This is a genomic window from Streptomyces sp. NPDC045955 (assembly GCF_056430805.1).
In genome coordinates, this window is sequence record NZ_JBWKKY010000001.1 from 281,953 (window position 1) to 301,543 (window position 19,591).

Consider the following 19,591-nt stretch of genomic DNA (forward strand, 5'->3'; position numbering starts at 1 on the left):
TCCGCAGGCGGGGCGAGGTCCGCGGACGGGGCAGGGTCCGCGGACGGGGCAGGGTCCGCGGACGGGGCAGGGTCCGCGGACGGGGCGAGGTCCGCGGACGGGGCAGGGTCCGCGGACGGGGCAGGGTCCGCGGACGGGGCAGGGTCCGCGGACGGGGCAGGGTCCGCAGGCGGGGCGAGGTCCGCAGGCGGGGCGGGGTCCGCGGACGGCCCAGGACCCGCGGCCCGCCCGGAGCCCGCGAACGGCCCAGGACCCGTGGCCCGCCCGGAGCCCGCGAACGGCCCAGGGCACGAAGACGGCGCAGGCGCCGCCCCCTTGGCGTCCCTGCGCTACGACCCCGCCGACCCCACACCGTCCATCGGCGGCCCCCTGCTGTCGCGCACGGCCGGTGCCCGTGACAACAGCGCTCTGGAGGGGCGGGAGGACGTCCTGACGTTCACCGGGCCGCCGCTGGCCGAGCCCCTGGATCTCCTCGGTCCTGTCGTCGCGCGACTGAGCGTCTCCACGGACACCGGGTACGCCGACGTCTTCACCCGCCTGTGCGACGTGGACGCGCAGGGGCGCTCCGTCAACGTCTGTGACGGGCTGGCCCGGCTGGAGACGGTGGGGCAGGCGCCCTCGAAGGTCACCGTGCGGATGAGCTCCACCGCCTACCGCTTCCCGGCCGGGCACCGGCTGCGCTGGCAGATCAGTGCCGGTGCCCATCCGCGCTACGCCCGCAATCCGGGTACCGGCAAGTCCCCTGTGGACGCGGTCGACTTCGCACCGATACGCGTCACCGTGCACACCGGCTCCGTGCTGCTCCTGCCCCACGGGACGCCCTAACGGTGGCTCCGCTGCGCGAGCCACCCCGCCATCGCCCGTACCCCGATGCCGATGGACCGCTCGTCCGGCGCGAAGTCGGGGAAGTGGGGGTAGCCGGTGGTGATGGGGGCACCGGGAGCCCGGACGCCGAGGAAGGTGTAGGTGCCGGGGACGCGGTCCAGGTAGAGGGCGTAGTCCTCGCCGCTGAAGGGCGGGAACGCGGAGTGGAGCGTGGCGACCGGATCACGGCCGGGTGCGCGGCGCAGGTGACGGGCGAGCGCACGGGCGTCGGGTTCCGGGCAGACCAGGGCCGGGAACGGCTCGGCGGGGAAGCTCACGGCGGCTCCCGCGTACGCCGTGGCCAGCCGGCGGATCTCCCCACGTATCTCCGTGTACCGCTCCTGCGGCCAACAGCGGTAGGACGCGCTCACCTTCGTGTCCTGCGCCGAGGCCCGCAGGGCGACGAAGCGGGCGAGCGGGCCGTCGGGCGTCTGGGCGTCGATGACCATCCGCTCGATGTCCGCGGGCGTCTGCGGGAGCGTCACCGTGGCGAGCGCGCCGATCTCGGCGGCCAGACGCCGTGCGGCCTCGGGTGCGTCCGGGCCCTGGAGCGTCACCTCCGCCTTGTCCTGGCCCGGCATCCCGTAGCCTCCGGTCACGGCGAACCGGCCGACGGGGAAGGGCCCGCAGTGCAGCGCGTGGATCTCCTCGACGCGGGTGCGCTCCAGCACGCCCGCCTCGATCAGCGCGCGGGCTCCGGACAGGCTCTCCTCGGCGGGCTGGAAGAGGAACACCACCGTGCCGCCCAGGTGCCGCCGCAGCCGCGCCAGGACCTTGGCGACGCCCAGGGCCACCGTCGTGTGGATGTCGTGCCCGCAGAGGTGAGCCGCGGCCCGGCCGCCGCCGACGATGTCCTGGGGCGGCACGGCGTCCATGTCGGCCCGGTACGCGACCGTCCGGCCCGGGCGCGTGCCGTGCAGGACGCCGACCACGCCGTGGCCGCCGATTCCGGTGCTGACGGTCAGCCCGGCCGCTCGCAGTTCCAGGGCCACCACGTCGGCGGTACGGCGCTCCTCCCCCGGCAGTTCCGGATGCCGGTGGAGGTCCCGCCGCAGCTCGATCAACCCGGCCTCCAGGCGGTTGACTTCGGTGTCCACCGCCCCGTACGCCACCGGTCCCTGCCACCCGTCGGCGACGGCCTTCCCCGTCGTAGCCCACACGGTTCCGGCACTGGCTGCTGCCGCCATGCCGGCCACCAGCAGCGTGCGGCGGGCCGGAGTGTGCTCCGTAGGACGCTTCACCGTTCCCCCTTCGCGATCCGTCTTCGTGGTCGCCCGGCGAGCGGGAAGCCCGTCATGAAAACCCGTTGGTACACGATCACTTCTCGCGCATGCCGCCGCCCATCCGGCGAGCCACCGCCCGTGAGTGGGGACAGCCCCCGGCCCCGGGCCCGGCCCCTCACCCGCCGCCGGTGCGCAACCGGCCTCTCTCCTGCTCGATGTCCTCGATCTCGTGCATCATCTGCGCCTCTTCTCCGCCGGCCTTCCTTGAGGGGTGACCGGCGTGCAACTCCCTGCCAGGCAGCTTCCTGGCGTGGCCGGATGCGGACAGCGGGGGTGGCGGGGTGGTTCTCTCTTATCAGCGGCCGGGAAGCGCGGGGAACGCGGAACGGCCCGGGGGAGCTGAAGCACTACTGGCTCCATGCATCGTCACAAAGGTCCTGACTCACGCATGGAATGGAGACCAGCCATGATCCGTATCACCAACCGCTGTTCCGCCGCCGTCGTCCTCGGTTCGGCCGTGCTGGCCACGCTCGCCTGGGCGGTGCCGGCGCAGGCCGCTCCGCAGGCCGAGGGGACGCAGGCGGCCGGTTCGGCCGTGTCGCAGGCGGACCGCTCGGTCGGCGACGTGCTGCCGCCGCTGCCGCACCTGCCCGGTTCGCCCGACGACTTCACCTGGACCCCGGTGCCCCTGGGCGGCACCGACCTCATCGGGATCCCGGGGCCGCTGCACGGCGGTGACGACTTCACCTGGCACCAGGTGCCGGTCGACAGCACCGAGGACTTCACCTGGCCGCTTCCGCAGGCAGAGCGGTGATCTCAGCGCATCCGGCGGACCGCACGGCGGCCGGCTGTCAGATCCACTGGCGGCGGGCCGCCTGGACTCCCGCCTCGAAGCGGCTGGAGGCGCCCAGGCGCTCCATGAGCTCCGCCATGATGCGGCGTTCCGTGCGGACTCCGATGCCGAGCGCCCGGGCCACCGCCTCGTCGGTGAGGCCGGTGGCGAGGAGCTGGAGAAGTTTGCGCTCCTGCGGGGTGAGCCCCTGTGGGTCGTCGTCGGGTGAGGAGTTCTGATGGAACGGGCTCGCGTGTTCCCAGTACGCCTCGAACAGGGCCCGCATCGCGAGCACCACCGGCCGGCTGTGGAACATCAGGGCCGCGGGGCCCGTCTGGCCGGGCAGGTTGGCCACGATGGCCGCGGTCGTGTCGATGATGAGCAGCCGCATCGGCAGGGTCGGCGACGTGCGGATCTCGCTGTTGTGCTCCGCCATCCACTGCGCGTGGGCTCTCGTCACCCGGTCGTTGACGGCGCTGTCGAGGTAGATCGACCGGAATCGGACGCCCCGGGCCAGTGCCCGCTCGTTCAGCGGCCGGGACGCCTCGATCGCCTCCTTGGTCAGGCCGCCCACGGGGTGGAAGACCAGGGACTCCTGCTGGCACGACTCGGCGAGCGCCTCCAGCCGGGTGCGGATCTCGTCCACGTTGTCGAGCTGTTCCGTGCCGTCCGAGCCGGACCCGGCCGACGCCGTGTACTCGGCGGCGAGCGCCGCGAGCGCGGCCCGGTTCTGCTCGATGCGCTGCTGCCGCCAGGCCAGTTCGTCCTGTTCCCGCTGGAGCAGGACCTTCAGGCCGAGCGACGGGTTCACCGCGCGCAGGGTGCCGGGTGAGTTCTGCGAGGGGGCCAGCAACGACAGGTCGGACAGGCGCGTGAGCGCGTTGTGCACCTCGTCGCAGCTGATGTCGAGGAGCTCGGCGAGCTTGTCCGGATCATGTTGCTTGTGGAAAAGGATCGCGCGGTACACCGCGAGGGTCTGCTGATCGAGTGGCGATACCTCGTCCACGTGGCGCCTCCCCCTTGAACCCACATGTCCGGACCGGGCGGCCGCGCCGACTTGCGAGCGGCGACGCGGCACGGAGGAGCGTCGCAAGGCATGCGAAGGACCCCCGCAGATCGTTCACATATTGGCCACGTTACCCGGTCAGGAGTTCCGGTGTCGCACACAGTCGCACATGTACTACCGCCTTTGCACGACTGTGTCGCCCTTGTCGTCGACGGCACGACCGGCGTCGGGCGGCGGGTCGCCAGTCAGCTGTGCGCGTTGGGTGCCGCGGTCGCGGTGGTCGGCGCGGGGCACCCCGGGCGCGGTGACGACGCCGCCACGAACGCGGCGTTCCTGTGCAAGGAACTGGCCGGAATCGGGCTGGTCGCACTGCCTTATCAAGCCGATGTGGAACGGCCGGAGAGCTTCGCCGCGCTGACCGATCAGATCGCCGCCGACCTCGGGCCGGTCACCGCCGGCGTCGTGGTCGTCCCGGACGAAAGCGGAAGCGAGGAACTGGCCCCGTTCTTCCGCGTCCTGTCGGGTGTCGTCGCGGCTTCCCTGCCGGCCGGCGCCGAGCACATCGAGGTCGACGTGGGCCGTGACGGCTCCAGCCTCGAGAAGGCGGCCCAGGCGGTGGTGGAACGGTTGGCACGGCTGCACTAGTCCTGGCGCGCCCCCTCCGCCTGAACCCACCTGACACACCATCAATTCCGCTGTTTTTTCTGAGTCTTTGCCTTAGTCCTGCCGTACGGGGGTCGAGCATGTCGATACGGATAGTCCTCGCAGGTGATCACCAACTCGTGCTGGAGGCCTTCGCCGAGACGCTCAACGGCGTCGACGGACTGGAGGTCGTCGGCCTGGCCACGTCGTACGACTCCGTCCAGCCGGCCGTGGAACGGCACCGGCCGACGGTGCTGCTGCTCGGCGAGTCCACGATGGGCGGCAAGGCGCTGCGCGTCGCCACCGACGTACGGAGCCGACATCCCAAATGCGGGGTCGCGCTGATGGTGGGGGCGGCAACGTCGTCGGTCGTGGACCGGGCCGTGGCGGCCGGCGCCCTGGGCGTCGTACCGAAGAACGCCCGGCTGCCCCAGCTCGTCACGACGCTCATGGGTGTCGCGGGCGGCTGTCTGACCGTCGATCCGTCGCTGCTGCGGCCCGTCGCCGTCGGGGAGTTGTCCCTGAGCACCCGGGAGATGGACGTGCTGCGGCTGACGGCCGGCGGGGCGACCGTGAAGGAGATCGCGGGCGAGCTGTATCTGGCGGCGGGAACGGTACGGAATCTGACGTCAGCCGCGATCAAGAAGCTGGGCGGACGGAACCGGTTCGACGCGGCGCGGATCGCCGGGGAACACGGGCTGCTGTGAGGACCGGTTCAGCAGGGGGCGAGGGAGGGGGCGAGCGCGTGCCGGTGCCGGTGCCTGCGGGGGGAGAGGGAGGGGGCGAGCGCGTGCCGGTGCCGGTGCCGGCGGGTGAAGGGGGCGAGCGCGTGCCGGTGCCGGCGGGTGAAGGGGCCGGGACGCGATCGACGGTGAGCCGGCGCTCGCCGGGGGTTGCGGCCTCGGAGACCGGGAGCGGAAGCGGGACCGGGACGACGGTGAGTGGGACCGAGACCGGGACGACGGTAAGCAAGCCCGGGACCGGGACGACGGTAAGCAAGCCCGGGACCGGTAGCGGAGCGATGGTGAGCGGGTGTGGCGCGCGGGTGACGGGTGCGCGGGCCCGGCCGTCGGCCGGGGGCGGACGTGCGCCGGCCCCGGCACGTGGGGTGCCGGGGCGGGGCGGGGCCGGGCGAGCGCTCGGCACGGGCCGGTGGGGCCCGGGGCTGGTGCGGTCGCTGCGGCGTCTGGTGTCGGGTCGGGTGCCGCGCTCACTTCTCCAGGCAGAACTCGTCGATCGGGTAACCGACATGACGGTCCGCCGTGGGCAGGTGCCCGAGGATGGTGTCGCCCGGCTTCAGCTCCGTGGAGTTGAGGACCGACGCGTTCGGGCCGAGGACCCGGACGTGCCAGTCGTCCTGGAGGATCAGGTTGACCGTCTGCCCGCTCGGGGCGACCGCGTCGATGGAGATCAGCGGCCGGGTCTCGATCTTGACGCGGCCGACGCTGACGGGCCGGGTGCGGCCCTTGACGTCGACGGCCAGCACCTTGCTGCCGGCGTGCAGTTCGCTCAGGTAGTGCGTGCGGCCGGCCTGCGAGACGGTGTACGAGTGCAGCGCGCCGGCGTTGACCCGGAACGGGCGGGTCGGCATGTACGGCAGCGGGTGGGTCTCGCTGACGCACAGCACCATGCCCTTGGAGTGCGAACCGACGAGGATGCCCTCGTCCTTGCGGAAGTGGGTCGTGGTGTCGACGCAGGCCCGCTCCCCCATGCCGATGTGCGTGGTCCGGGTGACGGTCAGTTCCACCAGGTCGATCTCGCCGCCCCGGGCGGTGGCGGCGGTACGCAGGGCCGTGGCGTCGCCGACGGTGTTGGCCCGCATCAGGACGCCGTCCGAGCCCAGTTCCAGGACGCCGTAGACGATCTCGGCCTCCTCGGTGTTGGACGCGGTGGTGATGATCGAGCCGGGAGCGCCGGTGGCGGCGGCGATCACGATCTCCAGCGGGATCTTGGTGGGGTCGCGGAAGTCCAGCACGCTCCACGGCTCCAGGCGGGCCGCGAGGCAGGCGTCCTCCAGGGTGTCGGCGTCGACGATCTCCACGTAGCGGCCGAACTCGACGTCCGGGTGGGCCTGCTGGAGCGCGGCCCGGTCCTCGCGGGGGCCCGGGACGACCACCAGGTCCGCTCCGCCCAGGTCGGCGGGGACGGAGTCGAGACCGTCCTCGAAGAGCAGGACCTTGCGGACGGTGGGCGGCAGGCCGGTGAAGGCGGTCGGGTCGGCGGCGACGATGCCGTCGATGCGCTGGTGCAGGGCCTCTTCGAGAACGGCCTGGGTGGCGGTTCCGGCGCCTCGGATGTCAAGCCAGCACAGTTTCGCGTCCGTCATGATGCGGACCTCCTGTCGAGTGTGAAGCGTGGGAAAGGTGGTGGGTGTCTCGGTCGAGCGGGGAGCCGGGCGCGCCGAGGTGGGCCGGGGCGTCCAGGTGATCGGGGGTCAGTCGCTCGTCCCGATGTGCGTCGGCCGGGAAGGCGAGGGGGGCGAAGTGCTGCTCCGGGAAGTGGTGGATCAGCCGGGCCACCTTCGCGGCGAGCCGCCGTGGATCGGAGGCCTGGAAGATGTTGCGGCCCATCGCCACCCCGCCGGCGCCGCCGGCCAGGGCGTCCCGGACGTAGGCCAGCACGTCCTCCTCGGTGGGCATCGCGGGACCGCCCGCGACCAGGACGGGCACCGGGCAGGACGCGGTCAGGTCGAGCATCTCCGCGGTCGAGCCGAGGAAGACGGTCTTGACCAGGTCCGCGCCCAGGTCGGAGGCGACGGTGACGGCGTGCGCCACCAGGTCCGGGTCGCGCGGGTCGGTGACCCGGGGGCCGCGCGGGTACACCATGGCGAGCAGCGGCAGGTTCCACCGGTCGCAGGCGTCGGCGATCCGTCCGAGGTCGCCGATCTGCTGCCGCTCGTCGTCGGAGCCGACGTTGACGTGGACGCTCACCGCGTCCGCGCCGAGCCGGAGGGCCTCCTCGACCTGCGTCACCACGTACTTGGCGTCGGGGTCGAGCGCCTGGCTGGTGGACGCGTTGAGGTGGATGATCAGCGACATCGCGGCGAACCGCTCCGGGCTGATGTGGCGGACGCTGCCCTTGTGCACGACGACCGCGTCCGCGCCGCCGGCGGCGAGCTGCCCGGCGAGGTGGTCGAGGCTCGTGCCCTTGGGAACGAGGGGTCCGTCGCTGATCGAGTGGTCGAGAGGGGTGATCATCAGGCCGGCCGTGCTGTGACGGTAGAGCCGCCGCAGCCTCAGTGCCCTGGCGAAGTGGCCGAACGCGGTCATGGGATGCCCTTTCTGTTGCGCGGATCGGTACGCCTGCGCGGCTCGGTGCCCCGGCGGACGTCTGCTCCGGCGAATCCGCCGGCCCCGGGCGGCCCGGCACCACACCCCTCACCGAGCTCCGGCCCCGGTCCCCCACCTGCGGAAAGCGGGGATCCCGGACCGTCTGCACTGCGCACAGGCACCGGACTGCCGGCCGAGAGCGGAGGTACCGGGCCCCTGGCCGGGGACGGTGGCGCCGGACCACTCACCGAGGGCAGGGTCGCCGGGCCGTCTGACGGGCGCGGAGCCACCGGGTCCCCAGCCGGGGACAGTCGTGCCGGGCCACCCGCCGAGGCCAGGGTCGCCGGGCCGTCTGACGGGCGCGGAGCCACCGGGTCCCCAGCCGGGGACAGTCGTGCCGGGCCACCCGCCGAGGGCAGGGTCGCCGGGCCGTCTGACGGGCGCGGAGCCACCGGGTCCCCAGCCGGGGACAGTCGTGCCGGGCCGTCCGCCGAGGGCCGGCACGCCAAGTCCTCTGGGGGGCGCGGAGCCACCTGGCCGCCCGGTGAGGGCCGCGCCACCGGGCCCCCGTCCAGGGACGGTCGTGCCGGAGCACTTGCCGTGGGCCGGGGGTCCCCTCGGGGTGGTTCCGTTGCGGGGCGGGGACGTACCGGGGCCGTGGCGGAACGCAACCGTGTGCGGTCCGGTTTGCCCGTGGGGGTGAGGGGGAGTTCGGGCCAGACCGAGATGCTGAGGGGGGCGTGTTCCGGGGTGAGGGTGGCTGCCACGTAGCCGCGCAGGTCGCAGGAGGTGTGGCCGGCGCCCGAGTGGAGTTCGACGGCGGCGTGGACCTGCTCCACCAGGTCCTCGTCGCGCACTCCGAACACGGCCGCCTGGCGCACCTGCGGATGCTTCAGCAGGGCCGCCTCGATGGCGGCCGGGTCGAGCTTGAGGCCGCCGTGCTTGATGACGTCGCCGACCCGGCCGTCCAGACGGAGATAGCCATAGCGGTCCCAATGGCCGAGGTCGCCGGTGCGCAGCCAGCCGTCCCGGTAGGTCGCCGCGGTCAGTTCCGCGTCGTCGAGGTAACCGGCGGACACCGTCGGCGAGTTGATCCAGATCTCGCCGGTCTGGCCGCGGCCCAGTGGCGTGCCCGAGTCCGGTGCCCGGATCTCGACGCGTACCCAGGGGAAGGGGCGCCCGGCCGAACCCAGCAGTTCCGGCTCGCGGTGGTCGAGCGGGGTGAGGCTGCTGATGCCGCCCGCCTCCGTCGTGCCGTACACCTGGATCAGTACGTCGCCGAAGACCCGGACCGCCTGCCGGACCCGCTCGGGCGCGGCCGGGGTGCCGCTGTAGGTGATGCGGCGCAGGGACGACAGGTCGTACGAGGTGACGAGCGGGTGGTCGAGCAGGCGGTACAGGTGGGGCACCGCCAAGTAGACGTCCGTCACGCCCAGTTCGGCGATCGCCGTCAGGGTCGCGTCGGCGTCGAACTCGTCGTGCAGGACGACCGTGCCGCCCGCGCACAGCACGGCGTCGGCCATGGGCGCCGTGGTGTGGCTGACCGGCGTGACGGACAGCAGCGTCGCCGGCCCCCTCGGGTCGAGGCCGGAGGCGAGCCGGCCGACGAGGTGCTCGCGGGTGCCGTAGCGCTGCGCGACCATCTTGGGCCGGCCGGTGCTGCCGCTGGTGAAGTCGACGACGGCCAGGTCGTCGGGGCGCGGCGACAGGGCCGGAGGCACGGTGTCGTGCCCGTCCGCCGTGCGCGGGATCGCCCGCACGGTCAGGCCGGGCCGCCGCCGCGCCAGCCACCGGCCGCGGGCCGCGCTCTCCTCGTCCGCCTCGTCCACGAGCAGCAGCGACACCCCGAGGTCACGCAGCAGCCCGGTCTGGGTGGCGACCGAGAACGTCTCGGTGTCCGTGCGCGGGTTCATCGAGCGGACGTAGACGGAGGTGGCGCCGAGCAGATGGACGGCGTAGCGGGCGCTGAGCATCAGCGGGTGGTTGGGGCCGGTGAGGATGGCGACGGTGGTGCCGGGACGGACGCTTTGGGAGTGCAGCAGCGCCACGCTGCCCAGGACGGACGCCCGCAGCGCGCCGGCGGTTACCGTCATGTCCGGCCGGTGCAGGACGACTCGGGTCGGGTCCCGGCCCAGTGCCGCGAGAACGCGCCGGGCATAAGGGCGGGGAATTGCTTCGCTGGTCATGGTCCTCCTTTCCGGAAATCAAGAGAACGGTTCGGAAATCAAGAGATCTTCATTTGCGCCATCATTCCCATGGCACTGTGGTCGATCATGTGGCAGTGGTACGGATAGACACCGCGATGCGAATCGAAGGTGAGCTGGAGTTTGGCCGTCTGGCCGGGAAAGAGCAGTACGGTGTCCTTCCAGCCGCTCTCCGCCGGATACGGCGGCTGCCCGTCCCGTTCGAGAATGCGGAACTGCACCAGGTGCGTATGGAAGTTGTGCGGCACGGTGGCGCTCTTGTTGGTGACCGTCCACACCTCGGTGCTGCCCCACTCGACGTGGGTGTCGACGCGGTCCGGGTCGAAGGTCTTGCCGTTGATGTACGCCTGGTGGCCGCCGGAGCTGGGCTCGTCCATGGAGAGGTCGAAGCTGCGCTCCACGGTCGGCTTCGCCAGGGCCGGCAGCGTGGCGAGGGCGTCCGGCACCCTGCTGGTGTCGGCGGTGCGTTCACCGACGTCGAACCGCATGACCTGGCCGACCAGTTCGGTCGGGCCGGGGCCCAGCATGTTGGCGAGGGTGAGCTTGGTGCCGGGGGCGTACTTCGAGAAGTCCACGACGAAGTCGGCGCGTTCGCCCGGGGACAGCACCAGCACGGGGGTCTCGGCGGGGGCGGCGAGCAGGCCGCCGTCGGTGCCGATCTGCCGCACGGGGTGCTGGGTGGCCGAGCCGTCGGACAGCGCCAGGACGAAGATGCGCAGGTTGCACGAGTTGACCAGCCGGAAGCGGTACTTGCGCGCCTCGACCTTCAGGTACGGCCAGGGCCTGCCGTTGACCAGGATGGTCGTGCGGTTCTCCGCGTCGTCCATCGTGTAGACCAGCTGCGCGTTGCCGTCGAAGTGGGCGTCCCGCAGGACCAGTGGGATGTCGTACTCGCCGGACGGCAGGCCCAGCGCGTCCTCGGCGGGGTCCCGCAGCAGGTAGAGACCCGACAGGCCCCGGTAGACGTGCTCGGACTCCATGTGGTGCGCGTGGTCGTGCGTCCACAGGGTCGCGCCGGGCTGCTCGTTCTCGTACACGTACGTCCGCTTGCCGCCGGGCGCGATGGTGTCCATCATGCCGCCGTCGTGCGCCAGCGGGTTGTTGCCGCCGTGCAGGTGCACCGAGGCCGGCATGTCCAGTCGGTTGATCTGCTGGACGACGGTGGTCCGGCCGGTGCGGGCGCGGATGGTGGGGCCCGTGAACGAGCCGTTGTAGGTCAGGGCGTCGGTGCGGGTGCCCGGCAGGATCTCCACGCCGGAGCGGCGCATCGTGACGCGGTAGAAGTCGGCGGTTCTGGTGCGGCGGTAGGGGGCCAGGACCGGTGGGATCGTCAGCGGCACGGAGAAGGGTTCGACCGGCGCGGCGGCGTTCGCGGCGGCCCGGGTCGCGGCCGCGGCCGGCTGCTCGGCGGTGAGCGTACGGAAGACCCCGCCCGCCGCGCCGACCGCCCCGACGGCGCCGGTGGTCAGACCGAGACGTATCGCATGTCGACGAGTGAACACGAGGTTTTCCTTCTCTGCCGGTGGGCGTGCGGGTGGAATTCGTGTTCCGAGCATGCGCTTTGGGCGCCGAATGTCCGAGCGATTGAAGTCCGTCCCTGTCATCTGTCACGCATTCCATGACCTCGGTCACGAGAGGGAATGGTGACTGTCATGCGGTGCGGCCGGTGAGCGAGGAGGCGGTGTAGCGGGCCGCAGAGTGGTTTTCGACAGGTCGATCCATACGAGTCGATCCATACCAGTCGATCCACACGAGTCCGTACCGGAGGCCCGATGATTCCCGCGACCACGAAGAAACCCCCCGAGTGCGCCGCCCGGACGCTGCGCACCGACGTGCGGGTGACGTTCGACGACAGCACGGGCACCGTCCTGCTCCGGGGGCGCGTCACCTCCCTCGCGCTGCGCCCGGTGCGCGGCCCGCTGCGCACCGTCCTGCACCGCCTGGCCGAGGGCCCGTTGCCGCGCGAGGAGTTGTACGAGGGGCTCGACGACGCCGGGCGGGAGCGGGCCGACGCGCTGCTGGAGCGGGCCGGGCATCTGCTGGCGTACAGCGTGCTCACGCACGACGAGCCGCCGCTGCGCCGGGAGCTGGTCCGGCTGGAGCCGACCGCCCGGGACGCCCGGCACCGGGTCGCGGGCGTGGCCGCCGGCGCGCGCGTCCGCCTCTCGCGGTTCGCGTTCTGCCGTTCGCGCGAGGGGGTCCTCGTCCTGGAGTCACCCCTGGTGAAGTTCCGTGCCGTGCTGGTCGACCGGGCCGCCCGCGAGCTCGCCGCCGCCCTGGGGCAGCCGGGCCGGGCGGGCAGCGCCGGGGAGGCCACCGGGCTGAGCGAGGCGGAGGCCCTGGCCGTCCTGTCCCATCTGGTGGGTCTCGGCTTCGCCGAACTCGCCGGTCCCGACGGCACGTTCGCCTCCGACACCGAACCGGTGCTGCGGCAGTGGGACTTCCACGATCTGCTGTTCCACTCGCGTATCCGCTCCGGGCGCTACGACGAGGCCTTCGGCGCCCTCTACCCCTACCGGGGCGAGATCGACCCGCAGCCCGCCGTGAAGCCCGCGCCGCAGGGCCCCGCCACCGAGCTGTACCGTCCGCGCCGCGCCGGCATCGACGCCCGCGACCCGTCCCTGACCGCCGCCGTCGAGTCCCGCCGCTCCCACCGCACCTTCGGGGAGCGGGCGTTGACGGCGCGCGAGCTGGGCGAGTTCCTGTACCGGGTGCAGCGGGTCCGGGTGCACCGCACGCCCGGCCCGGACGCGCCGGGCGAGGACGAGGTCGTCTCACGGCCCTATCCGAGCGGCGGCTCGCTGTACGAACTGGAGCTGTACGTCACGGTGCTGCGCTGCGACGGGCTGGAGCCGGGCGTCTACCACTACGACTCGTACGCGCACCGCCTCGTCCTCGTCAGCGCCGCGGAGGCCGACCGGCGGGCGCTGCTGGGTGTGGCGTCCCGTTCGGTGGGCTTCGAGGTCCGCCCCGACGTGCTCTTCACGGTGACCTCGCGCTTCCAGCGCATGGCGTGGAAGTACCGGGCCATGGCGTACGCCACGACGCTGCGGCACACCGGGGTGCTCTACCAGACGATGTACCTGGTGGCCACGGCGATGGGCCTGGCGCCCTGCGGACTGGGCAACGGCGACGCCGACCTGTCCGCCCGCGTGCTGGGCCTGGACTACCTCCGGGAGTCGTCGGTCGGCGACTTCCTGCTGGGTACGCCGGCCCCGGGGACGGAGCTGCCCGCGGACCCGGGCGGGGAATGGCACATGGTGAACAGCCCTGAATGGGCAATTCCGCTCGACGGCACCGGAAAGCAGGGCGGCGACGAAAAGTCATTCGCACCGTGATAAATGTCAGCCGGCGCCCGGAAACCCTGGCGCAGGGATGACGGTCCGAGCAATATGGATGTCACAGCCCGACGGAAACGAAAGAAATTCCGGAAGGCAAACCAGGAATCAATGTCCGGGATTTCCGGCAAGGGAACTCCGGACTCGACGGAAGGAAAGCGAATGACCGCCAAGGACATCAAGGACCAGGACGTGGACCAGGCGTTCCAGGGCTTCGACGCGGACGAGCTGGAGACGCTCGACGTCACCGACGGCGTCGCCCTGCCGGAGATGGGCGCCTCCAGCGGCTCGATCGGCACCTCCTCCTCGTCCTCCAGCACCTGCTCGGCCTGCTGACCCACCCTCACCACGGATTCCCGGAAGGATTCGACATGAGCACCGACGGCATCAAGAACCAGGACGTGGACCAGGCGTTCGACGGCTTCGACGCGGACGAGCTGGAGACGCTCGACGTCACCGACGGCGTCGCCCTGCCGGAGATGGGCGCCTCCAGCGGCTCGATCGGCACCTCCTCCTCGTCCTCCAGCACCTGCTCGGCCTGCTGAGCCCGCGTGACCGCTTGAGCACGGCAGCGTGAACGCAGAAGGATGCGCCTGCCCGGCCTCGGCCGGTCGGGCACATCCTTGCGTTCAGGCGGTGGGGGACGTCAGCCGCGCACGGCCAGGTGGTACGCCGAGGCCCACAGCACCACCGCGCTGCCCAGGCCGACCACGAGCCGCACGGTCTCGCTCGCCAGGCCGGCGGCGACGAGGACGAAGCCGACGACCGCGACGGCCGTCAGCAGCGCCGCCGTCCACCGGTACTGCCACTGGTCGTACAGCCGGGCGAGCGGAAAGAAGTGCAGTCCCACGACCAGGGCGATGCCCGCGGGGACGGCCTCGGAATGACCCGAGGCGTTGGACACGGCGATGACGGCGAAGATGGCCACCAGCTCGACGGAGTTGACGATGCCCACGCCGCGCGCCCAGTTCGCCGGCAGGCTCACCATGCGGGGCGAGGGCGAGGCGCCCTCGCGGTATCCCAGGTAGATCGCCGCCGCCGTGAGCACGAGCGCCGCCACCTCGATACCCAACGGGACGACGTCCGTCGCCGAACCGGTCCCGGAGGCCGCCGCGACGGCCCACACCAGGGCGAACACGGAGAACACGAGGGTGCCCCTGCGGCGCAGGTTACGGGTGAGGGCGAGGCACTCGGCGTCCGTCGCGGAAGGGGTGGGGGGCGTTGTGGGGGACGTAGATGTCACTCGCGGAGAATACACCGGCCCATCCGCCTTCTTGGCGGTTTTCGGCCAGCCCTCGGACACCCCTGAAACGGAATAGGCCATTCCGATCATTCGGCCCGGTCGGGCGTCACGGAAACGATGACGTATGTAAGCGCCGGACCGTTTTCCCTTCCGGCTCGAATTTCCGGCGCCAATGATGTGACTCACGTTCTCGAATTCATTGCGGTACTTCTCGGAAGGTGAAAGGACATGGGGGTTGACGCTCCGGAGCGCATTGCCGTCAGGCCGGATTCCGCCGGCCTGACGGGGGTGCGGCTCCATACCCGGATGCCGGTGACACCGGCCTGGCTGGCGCGGCACGTCGTCCCGGTCGCCCGCGAACTGGGCGAGCGGGGCGTACCCGGCGTACAGGTGCGGCGCGGCTGGCTGCACGGACCGCACGTCGACGTGCTCGCCCCGGTCGGAGCGGGGGCACCCGGCGGTGCCGTCGACTGGGCGGGGATCGAGGCCCGGCTCGACGCCGGCCCCCTCGACCCGGCCCGGGCACTGACCGAGGAGGTGTACCTGGAGCAAGCCCGGGAGTTCGGCCGGCTCGAAGCGGTGGAGCCCCCGTACCTGCCGCTGCGCGAGCACGGCGCGGTGCGGCGCGTCACCCCCGGCGACCCCGAGCTGCGTTCTCGGGAATCACGTCTGGACGCCCTGCGCACCGTGGTGTACGGCGCCCTCGCGACCCCGGTGCTGTCCATGATCGAGGACCTGGCCGAGGCCCCGGCCAGCGGCACGATCCGCCTCGCGGAGGCGTTCGCCGCCCTCGTCGACACCCATGCGCTCGGGCCGGCCTACGGGGTGTTCTCGCCCCGGTCGCACGTGGAGGCGTTCCTCGCCTGGGCGGCTCCGCGCAAGGACATGCGCCCGGTCTTCCAGGAGCGCCTCGCCAAGGAGGCGCCCCGGATCCGCGAGGTCGTCGAACAGCGGCTGAGCGGCGCGGTGTCCCCGGCAGCCGCCCGGTGGCGCACCGCGTTCGCCTACGGCGCCGGGGTCCTGGACCACGCCGTCGCCACGGGCGCCCTCACCCCGGACCTGCTGGACTCCGTCACCGACGGCGTCGACCGCAGCCGGATGGGCCCGCCCGGGGCGGAGACGGCGGTGCCGCGCGGCGAGCAGCCGGACACCGACTTCCACCGGACCGTGCACGGCTCCGGGGCGATCAGTACCCCGTCCCCGTTCTTCGCCGCCTACCGCCTGCTGACGAACCTCTTCTACCAGCAGCTTCCCCTGCTCACGGTCTCGCCGATGCAGCGCTACTACATGTGCTTCGCCCTCGCCGAGACGGTGGACGAGGTGCTCGGCAGCAGCTGGCGGGAGCGCCTCACCACCACGGAACCGACGGGAGCCCTGCGATGACCAGCCCCGAGCCCCAGTGGTTCCTGCGCGTCAACCCGCTGCGCAGGGCCCGCCTCGCCGACCCGGAGCAGCGCCGCCTGCTCGGCGAACTCGCCCGCGCCGAAGCCGAGCTGGCGGAAGTCGCCGAGGTGTGCTCGCAGGAGCTGTACGAGCGGATCGGCGCGGCCGGCTCGGACACCGAGCGCCGCGAGCTCATCGCGCTGCGCCGCGCCATCCACAACGGCCGAGCCCCCAAGAGGACGCCCCAGGGCCCGGAGGCGACCCCCTCGGTGACCCGCTGGCTGGCCGCCCACGCCGGGCGGGAGCGGCTGCGCACCGCGATCACGGCGGGCTACCCGGCTGCGGCCGACCGCGAACGCACCGTTCTCGCAGGCCTGTTGGGCGACGGCGACCTGCTGCGTTCCCTCGCCCTCGTGGCGCCCGAGGTGCACCAGGAGGCCGAGCGCTACCGCGCCGCGGTCGAGGGCCCGGGCAAGGTGTCCGCCCGCACCCGCAAGTCGGAGCGCGGACTGATCCAGTACGTGACCCGGGCGATGGTGCGCACCAGCCCGCTGTCCCGGTTCACCGCGGTGGGCATGGCCGAACCGGCCCCGGCCGGCGACCCGGACGCCGTGCGCCCCGGCGAGGTGCCCTTCACCGGCGCGCGGGCCGTGCCGGGCCTGGACCGGGTCATGCTGCACTACGTGCTCGGCGGTCTGCCCGCCGACGGCACGGACCTCGCGGGCCTTTGGGTGGGGATGCCGCCCACCTCGGCGCCCGACCCCAAGACGGGCAAGCTGTACTTCCTGAAGATCTCCGAGCAGGGCATGCACCGCCTCGCCGTGCCGCTCGACGGGCCCGTCGGCGATCTGCTCGACGCGCTGTCCATGGGGCCGCGCAGGTTCCCGGCGGTCGTCGCGCACGTCGCCCGCCGGGCCGGCTGCCCCGCCGAGGAGGCCGAGCGGCGCGTCCGGCAGGCCCTGCACCAGGGCGTGCTATGCACCTTCGGCCGGCCCGAGGAGCAGACCGCCGCCGGCGACTACGACGACCTGCTGACGCTCCCCGGGCCAGAACAGCGGCCTGGTGTCCGGGAGTTGGCGGGCCGGGTGCGGGCTGGACTGCCCCGGGTGACCGAGGCGCCGGCCGCCGAGCGGGGCGCGCTGCTGGCGGAACTGCGCGGGGACCTCGGCCGGTTCAGCCAGGCGGTGGGCCGCCCGGCGCACATCACCGTCGAGGAGGACTACGTCATGCCGCCGCTGAAGGTGGCGGCCGCCGACTGGCACGCCCCGCTGGCCGACCTCGGCCCCGCGGTGGAGCTGCTGACGGTCTTCGACTGGCTGCACGACGTACGGGTCCTGATGACCGCCGCGTTCGTGGAGCGGTTCGGTGCCGGGGCGAACGTGCCGCTCGCCGAACACGCCGCGTTCATCGTCGGGGAGGTCTCCCGGCGGGCCGCCGCGATGGCTGCCATATACGGGCCCGAGGGCACCGGGCAGGCCGCCGCGCTGTCCGGGATCGGACCGGCCGACGGCTGCCTGGAGCACATGTACCTGCTGCGCCGCGAGCTGTCCGAGGAGGTGCACGCCCTGCTCACGAAGACGGCCCAGGCCGGTGAGGAGACCCTGAGGCTCACGGCGGGGGACGTCGCCGAACTGACCCGGTCGCTGCCCGACCGCTTCCGCAGCGACCCGCTGATCTACGGCGTGCTGCTCCAGCAGGCCGGCGACCAGCTCGTCCTCAACGACGGACTGCCGGGCCACGGCATGCTGTACGCGCGCTTCCTGGAGGCCGACCGACGCCAGGGCGGCCACGCCCTACCCCGCCTCGCCGATCATCTGCGGCGCTTCTACGGCCACGACGGCGCCCGCCTCACCGAGGACCTGGGCCTGCACCGCCTCAACGTCAACGCGCACACGCCGGTACTGCCGGGCGGCCTCACTTCCGAGGACTGGTTCGGCCTGCGCCTCGCACACGACCCGGAGACCGACACGCTGCGGGTGGAGGACGCCGACGGAGCCCCGCTGCGGGTGCTGCCGCTGGGCACGGGCCACCCCGGCCTGTTCCCGCCGCCGCTGTCGGTCGCCTCCGGCCTGGTGATCAGCGGCCGGCTCTTCAACAGCCTGCCCAACTCCTGGCACGCGGCGTCCCCGTGGGACGGCAAGGAGACCCGCGTTGCACCGCGCATGGCGGTCGGCGACGTCCTCATCGGGCGGCGGCGCTGGTACGGCGGCGCCGAACTGGACACGGCGGTGGCCGCGGGGCCCGACGAACACGAGCGGCTCCTCGCGCTGACCGCGTGGCGGGCCCGGTACGGCGTCCCCGAGGAGGTCGTCATCAAGTCGGCGCCGGAGGACGAGGGCCCTCTGTCGGTCGGTGCCCCCGACGTCCAGTCCAAGCGCCTCCAGCAGAAGCCGCAGTACGTCGATCTGTCCAGCGCGCTCGCGGTGCGGGTGCTGCCGCGGATGCTGGAGCGCCGCGGGGCCGGTACGAGCTACCTGGAGGAGGCCCTGCCCGGCGTCACGGACGGCACGCACGCGACGGAGTGGGTGCTGGAAGTGGGGCGCAGGGCCGGGGGGCGGTTCGTGTACGACCCGGTGAACAACGGCGAAGCGGAAGGAGTCCGGCCGTGACGGTGACCGATCTGGACAGGAGCCCGGCGGGGACGGTCCGCGCCGCGGTGCTCAGGGCACGGCCCGGGCTGCACTACGCGCCCGTGCCGGGGGGTGTCTACTTCAGCGGGACGCGCGGACAGTTCGTGCTGCGCGGCTCGGAGCTGCTGTACGCGGTGGCGGACGGCTGCGTACCCCTGCTGCGGGCGGGGACGACGGAGGACGCCCTGGTCGCCGGGTTCGGCACCGAGCGTGCCCGGCCGGCGGTACGGCACCTGCTCACCAAACTCCGCGAGAACGGCCTGCTGCTCGACCCGGCCGCACTCTCCGAGCCGGAGCCGCCGGCCGAGGTGGCCGCCCGCCACGCCGGGACGCTGGCGCGTCTCACCGCCCGCCTCGACGACCCGTACGCGGCGTTCACCCGCCTGCGCCGCGCCCGGGTACGACTGCACGGCCCCGCGACGGCGACCGCTCCGGCCGTGCGCGGACTGCGCCGGGCGGGCGTGACCGACGTGACGGCGACCGCCGCCCACGACGCGTCGAGCCCACTGGTCCCCGTCTGTGACCCCGCGATGTTCGCGGACCCCTCGCTGCTGTCCGGCGGCGGGTCCGTGGGCGGATCCCGGCCCCTGATTCCCGCCGGCGACCCGGCGGCGCACGGGCCCACCACCACAACTCCCGCCGGCGACCCGGCGGTGCGCAAGCCCGAGACTCTGACCCCCACCGGCGACCCGGTGTGGCACGGCACCACCACAACTCCCGCCGGCGACCCGGCGGTACACGGCCCAGGTGTCGGAAACCCCGCCGACAACCCGGCGGCGCACGAACCCACCACCACACCCCCCGCCGGCGACCCGGCGGCGCGCACGCCCGAGACCCTGCCCCCCACCGGCGACCCGGTGCGGCACGGCACCACCACAACTCCCGCCGGCGACCCGGCGGTACACGGCCCAGGTGTCGGAAACCCCGCCGACAACCCGGCGGCGCACGAACCCACCA

Annotated in this window: 15 protein-coding genes and 2 pseudogenes; 10 read left to right on the plus strand and 7 right to left on the minus strand. The window is 72.9% G+C overall.

Features of this window, described 5'->3' with window-relative positions; all coding sequences use genetic code 11:
* Positions 1 to 306: 306 nt before the first annotated feature.
* Positions 307 to 825, plus strand: a pseudogene (locus tag AC07F0_RS01285) (CocE/NonD family hydrolase); the annotation flags it as partial.
* Here the strand turns inward: AC07F0_RS01285 and AC07F0_RS01290 are convergent.
* The gene (locus AC07F0_RS01290; RefSeq protein WP_478973554.1) at positions 822 to 2,051 is read right to left on the minus strand and encodes a M20 metallopeptidase family protein; all 1,230 of its coding nucleotides are present in this window, start codon (positions 2,049 to 2,051) and stop codon (positions 822 to 824) included. The pseudogene AC07F0_RS01285 and the gene AC07F0_RS01290 overlap by 4 nt on opposite strands.
* A 502-nt stretch (positions 2,052 to 2,553) precedes the next feature.
* Here AC07F0_RS01290 and AC07F0_RS01295 point away from each other — a divergent pair.
* The gene (locus AC07F0_RS01295; protein ID WP_478972688.1) at positions 2,554 to 2,901 is read left to right on the plus strand and encodes a hypothetical protein; all 348 of its coding nucleotides are present in this window, start codon (positions 2,554 to 2,556) and stop codon (positions 2,899 to 2,901) included.
* A gap of 37 nt (positions 2,902 to 2,938) precedes the next feature.
* On the opposite strand, the gene AC07F0_RS01300 is transcribed toward AC07F0_RS01295, so the two are convergent.
* Positions 2,939 to 3,925, minus strand: coding sequence for a LuxR C-terminal-related transcriptional regulator (locus AC07F0_RS01300; RefSeq protein ID WP_478972691.1), 987 nt, complete (start codon positions 3,923 to 3,925; stop codon positions 2,939 to 2,941).
* Positions 3,926 to 4,108: 183 nt separating this feature from the next.
* Here AC07F0_RS01300 and AC07F0_RS01305 point away from each other — a divergent pair, with 183 nt between their 5' ends.
* On the plus strand, positions 4,109 to 4,570 hold the full coding sequence (locus AC07F0_RS01305) for a hypothetical protein (RefSeq protein ID WP_478972694.1): 462 nt from the start codon (positions 4,109 to 4,111) through the stop codon (positions 4,568 to 4,570).
* A gap of 98 nt (positions 4,571 to 4,668) precedes the next feature.
* Positions 4,669 to 5,274, plus strand: a complete 606-nt coding sequence (locus AC07F0_RS01310; RefSeq protein ID WP_356925941.1) for a response regulator transcription factor — start codon at positions 4,669 to 4,671, stop codon at positions 5,272 to 5,274.
* A 503-nt stretch (positions 5,275 to 5,777) separates the two neighbouring features.
* On the opposite strand, the gene AC07F0_RS01315 is transcribed toward AC07F0_RS01310, so the two are convergent.
* From AC07F0_RS01315 to AC07F0_RS01330, 4 genes are read right to left on the minus strand one after another with little or no spacing between them, the layout of a single operon-like run.
* Entirely contained in the window at positions 5,778 to 6,893 is a 1,116-nt protein-coding gene (locus tag AC07F0_RS01315; RefSeq protein WP_478972697.1) for a 3-dehydroquinate synthase II family protein, read from the minus strand.
* Entirely contained in the window at positions 6,865 to 7,836 is a 972-nt protein-coding gene (locus tag AC07F0_RS01320; RefSeq protein WP_467363648.1) for a 2-amino-3,7-dideoxy-D-threo-hept-6-ulosonate synthase, read from the minus strand. The genes AC07F0_RS01315 and AC07F0_RS01320 overlap by 29 nt, the downstream gene beginning before the upstream one ends.
* Complete coding sequence (locus tag AC07F0_RS01325) at positions 7,833 to 10,022, minus strand: class I adenylate-forming enzyme family protein (protein WP_478972699.1); 2,190 nt, start codon at positions 10,020 to 10,022, stop codon at positions 7,833 to 7,835. The genes AC07F0_RS01320 and AC07F0_RS01325 overlap by 4 nt, the downstream gene beginning before the upstream one ends.
* A 38-nt stretch (positions 10,023 to 10,060) precedes the next feature.
* Positions 10,061 to 11,542 (minus strand): multicopper oxidase family protein, encoded by a 1,482-nt coding sequence (locus AC07F0_RS01330; protein ID WP_478972702.1) that lies wholly within the window; start codon positions 11,540 to 11,542, stop codon positions 10,061 to 10,063.
* Positions 11,543 to 11,812: 270 nt separating this feature from the next.
* Here AC07F0_RS01330 and AC07F0_RS01335 point away from each other — a divergent pair, with 270 nt between their 5' ends.
* From AC07F0_RS01335 to AC07F0_RS01345, 3 genes are all read left to right on the plus strand, one after another.
* The gene (locus tag AC07F0_RS01335) at positions 11,813 to 13,378 is read left to right on the plus strand and encodes a SagB/ThcOx family dehydrogenase (protein WP_478972705.1); all 1,566 of its coding nucleotides are present in this window, start codon (positions 11,813 to 11,815) and stop codon (positions 13,376 to 13,378) included.
* 162 nt (positions 13,379 to 13,540) lie between these two features.
* Positions 13,541 to 13,714 carry a thiazolylpeptide-type bacteriocin gene (locus AC07F0_RS01340; protein ID WP_478972708.1) on the plus strand — a complete coding sequence of 58 codons (174 nt, stop codon included), beginning with the start codon at positions 13,541 to 13,543 and terminating at the stop codon, positions 13,712 to 13,714.
* Positions 13,715 to 13,749: 35 nt separating this feature from the next.
* The gene (locus tag AC07F0_RS01345; RefSeq protein WP_478972711.1) at positions 13,750 to 13,923 is read left to right on the plus strand and encodes a thiazolylpeptide-type bacteriocin; all 174 of its coding nucleotides are present in this window, start codon (positions 13,750 to 13,752) and stop codon (positions 13,921 to 13,923) included.
* A gap of 101 nt (positions 13,924 to 14,024) precedes the next feature.
* Here the strand turns inward: AC07F0_RS01345 and AC07F0_RS01350 are convergent, their stop codons facing one another.
* Complete coding sequence (locus AC07F0_RS01350; protein ID WP_478972714.1) at positions 14,025 to 14,621, minus strand: hypothetical protein; 597 nt, start codon at positions 14,619 to 14,621, stop codon at positions 14,025 to 14,027.
* A 228-nt stretch (positions 14,622 to 14,849) separates the two neighbouring features.
* Between AC07F0_RS01350 and AC07F0_RS01355 the strand changes: the two genes are divergently transcribed.
* From AC07F0_RS01355 to AC07F0_RS01365, 3 genes and pseudogenes are all read left to right on the plus strand, one after another.
* The gene (locus AC07F0_RS01355; RefSeq protein WP_478972716.1) at positions 14,850 to 16,004 is read left to right on the plus strand and encodes a hypothetical protein; all 1,155 of its coding nucleotides are present in this window, start codon (positions 14,850 to 14,852) and stop codon (positions 16,002 to 16,004) included.
* Positions 16,001 to 18,613, plus strand: coding sequence for a lantibiotic dehydratase (locus tag AC07F0_RS01360; RefSeq protein ID WP_478972719.1), 2,613 nt, complete (start codon positions 16,001 to 16,003; stop codon positions 18,611 to 18,613). Before AC07F0_RS01355 ends, AC07F0_RS01360 begins: the two co-directional genes overlap by 4 nt.
* A pseudogene (locus tag AC07F0_RS01365) lies at positions 18,610 to 19,591 on the plus strand (hypothetical protein); the annotation flags it as partial. The gene AC07F0_RS01360 and the pseudogene AC07F0_RS01365, both read left to right, overlap by 4 nt.

Excerpts from the sequence above, each read along its gene's own strand:
- AC07F0_RS01315 (WP_478972697.1), bottom strand. The coding sequence starts at position 6,893 with ATGACGGACGCGAAACTGTGCTGGCTTGACATCCGAGGCGCCGGAACC.
- AC07F0_RS01320 (WP_467363648.1), bottom strand. The coding sequence starts at position 7,836 with ATGACCGCGTTCGGCCACTTCGCCAGGGCACTGAGGCTGCGGCGGCTC.
- AC07F0_RS01335 (WP_478972705.1), top strand. The coding sequence starts at position 11,813 with ATGATTCCCGCGACCACGAAGAAACCCCCCGAGTGCGCCGCCCGGACG.
- AC07F0_RS01295 (WP_478972688.1), top strand. The coding sequence starts at position 2,554 with ATGATCCGTATCACCAACCGCTGTTCCGCCGCCGTCGTCCTCGGTTCG.
- AC07F0_RS01345 (WP_478972711.1), top strand. The coding sequence starts at position 13,750 with ATGAGCACCGACGGCATCAAGAACCAGGACGTGGACCAGGCGTTCGAC.
- AC07F0_RS01310 (WP_356925941.1), top strand. The coding sequence starts at position 4,669 with ATGTCGATACGGATAGTCCTCGCAGGTGATCACCAACTCGTGCTGGAG.
- AC07F0_RS01360 (WP_478972719.1), top strand. The coding sequence starts at position 16,001 with ATGACCAGCCCCGAGCCCCAGTGGTTCCTGCGCGTCAACCCGCTGCGC.
- AC07F0_RS01355 (WP_478972716.1), top strand. The coding sequence starts at position 14,850 with ATGGGGGTTGACGCTCCGGAGCGCATTGCCGTCAGGCCGGATTCCGCC.
- AC07F0_RS01290 (WP_478973554.1), bottom strand. The coding sequence starts at position 2,051 with ATGGCGGCAGCAGCCAGTGCCGGAACCGTGTGGGCTACGACGGGGAAG.
- AC07F0_RS01340 (WP_478972708.1), top strand. The coding sequence starts at position 13,541 with ATGACCGCCAAGGACATCAAGGACCAGGACGTGGACCAGGCGTTCCAG.
- AC07F0_RS01325 (WP_478972699.1), bottom strand. The coding sequence starts at position 10,022 with ATGACCAGCGAAGCAATTCCCCGCCCTTATGCCCGGCGCGTTCTCGCG.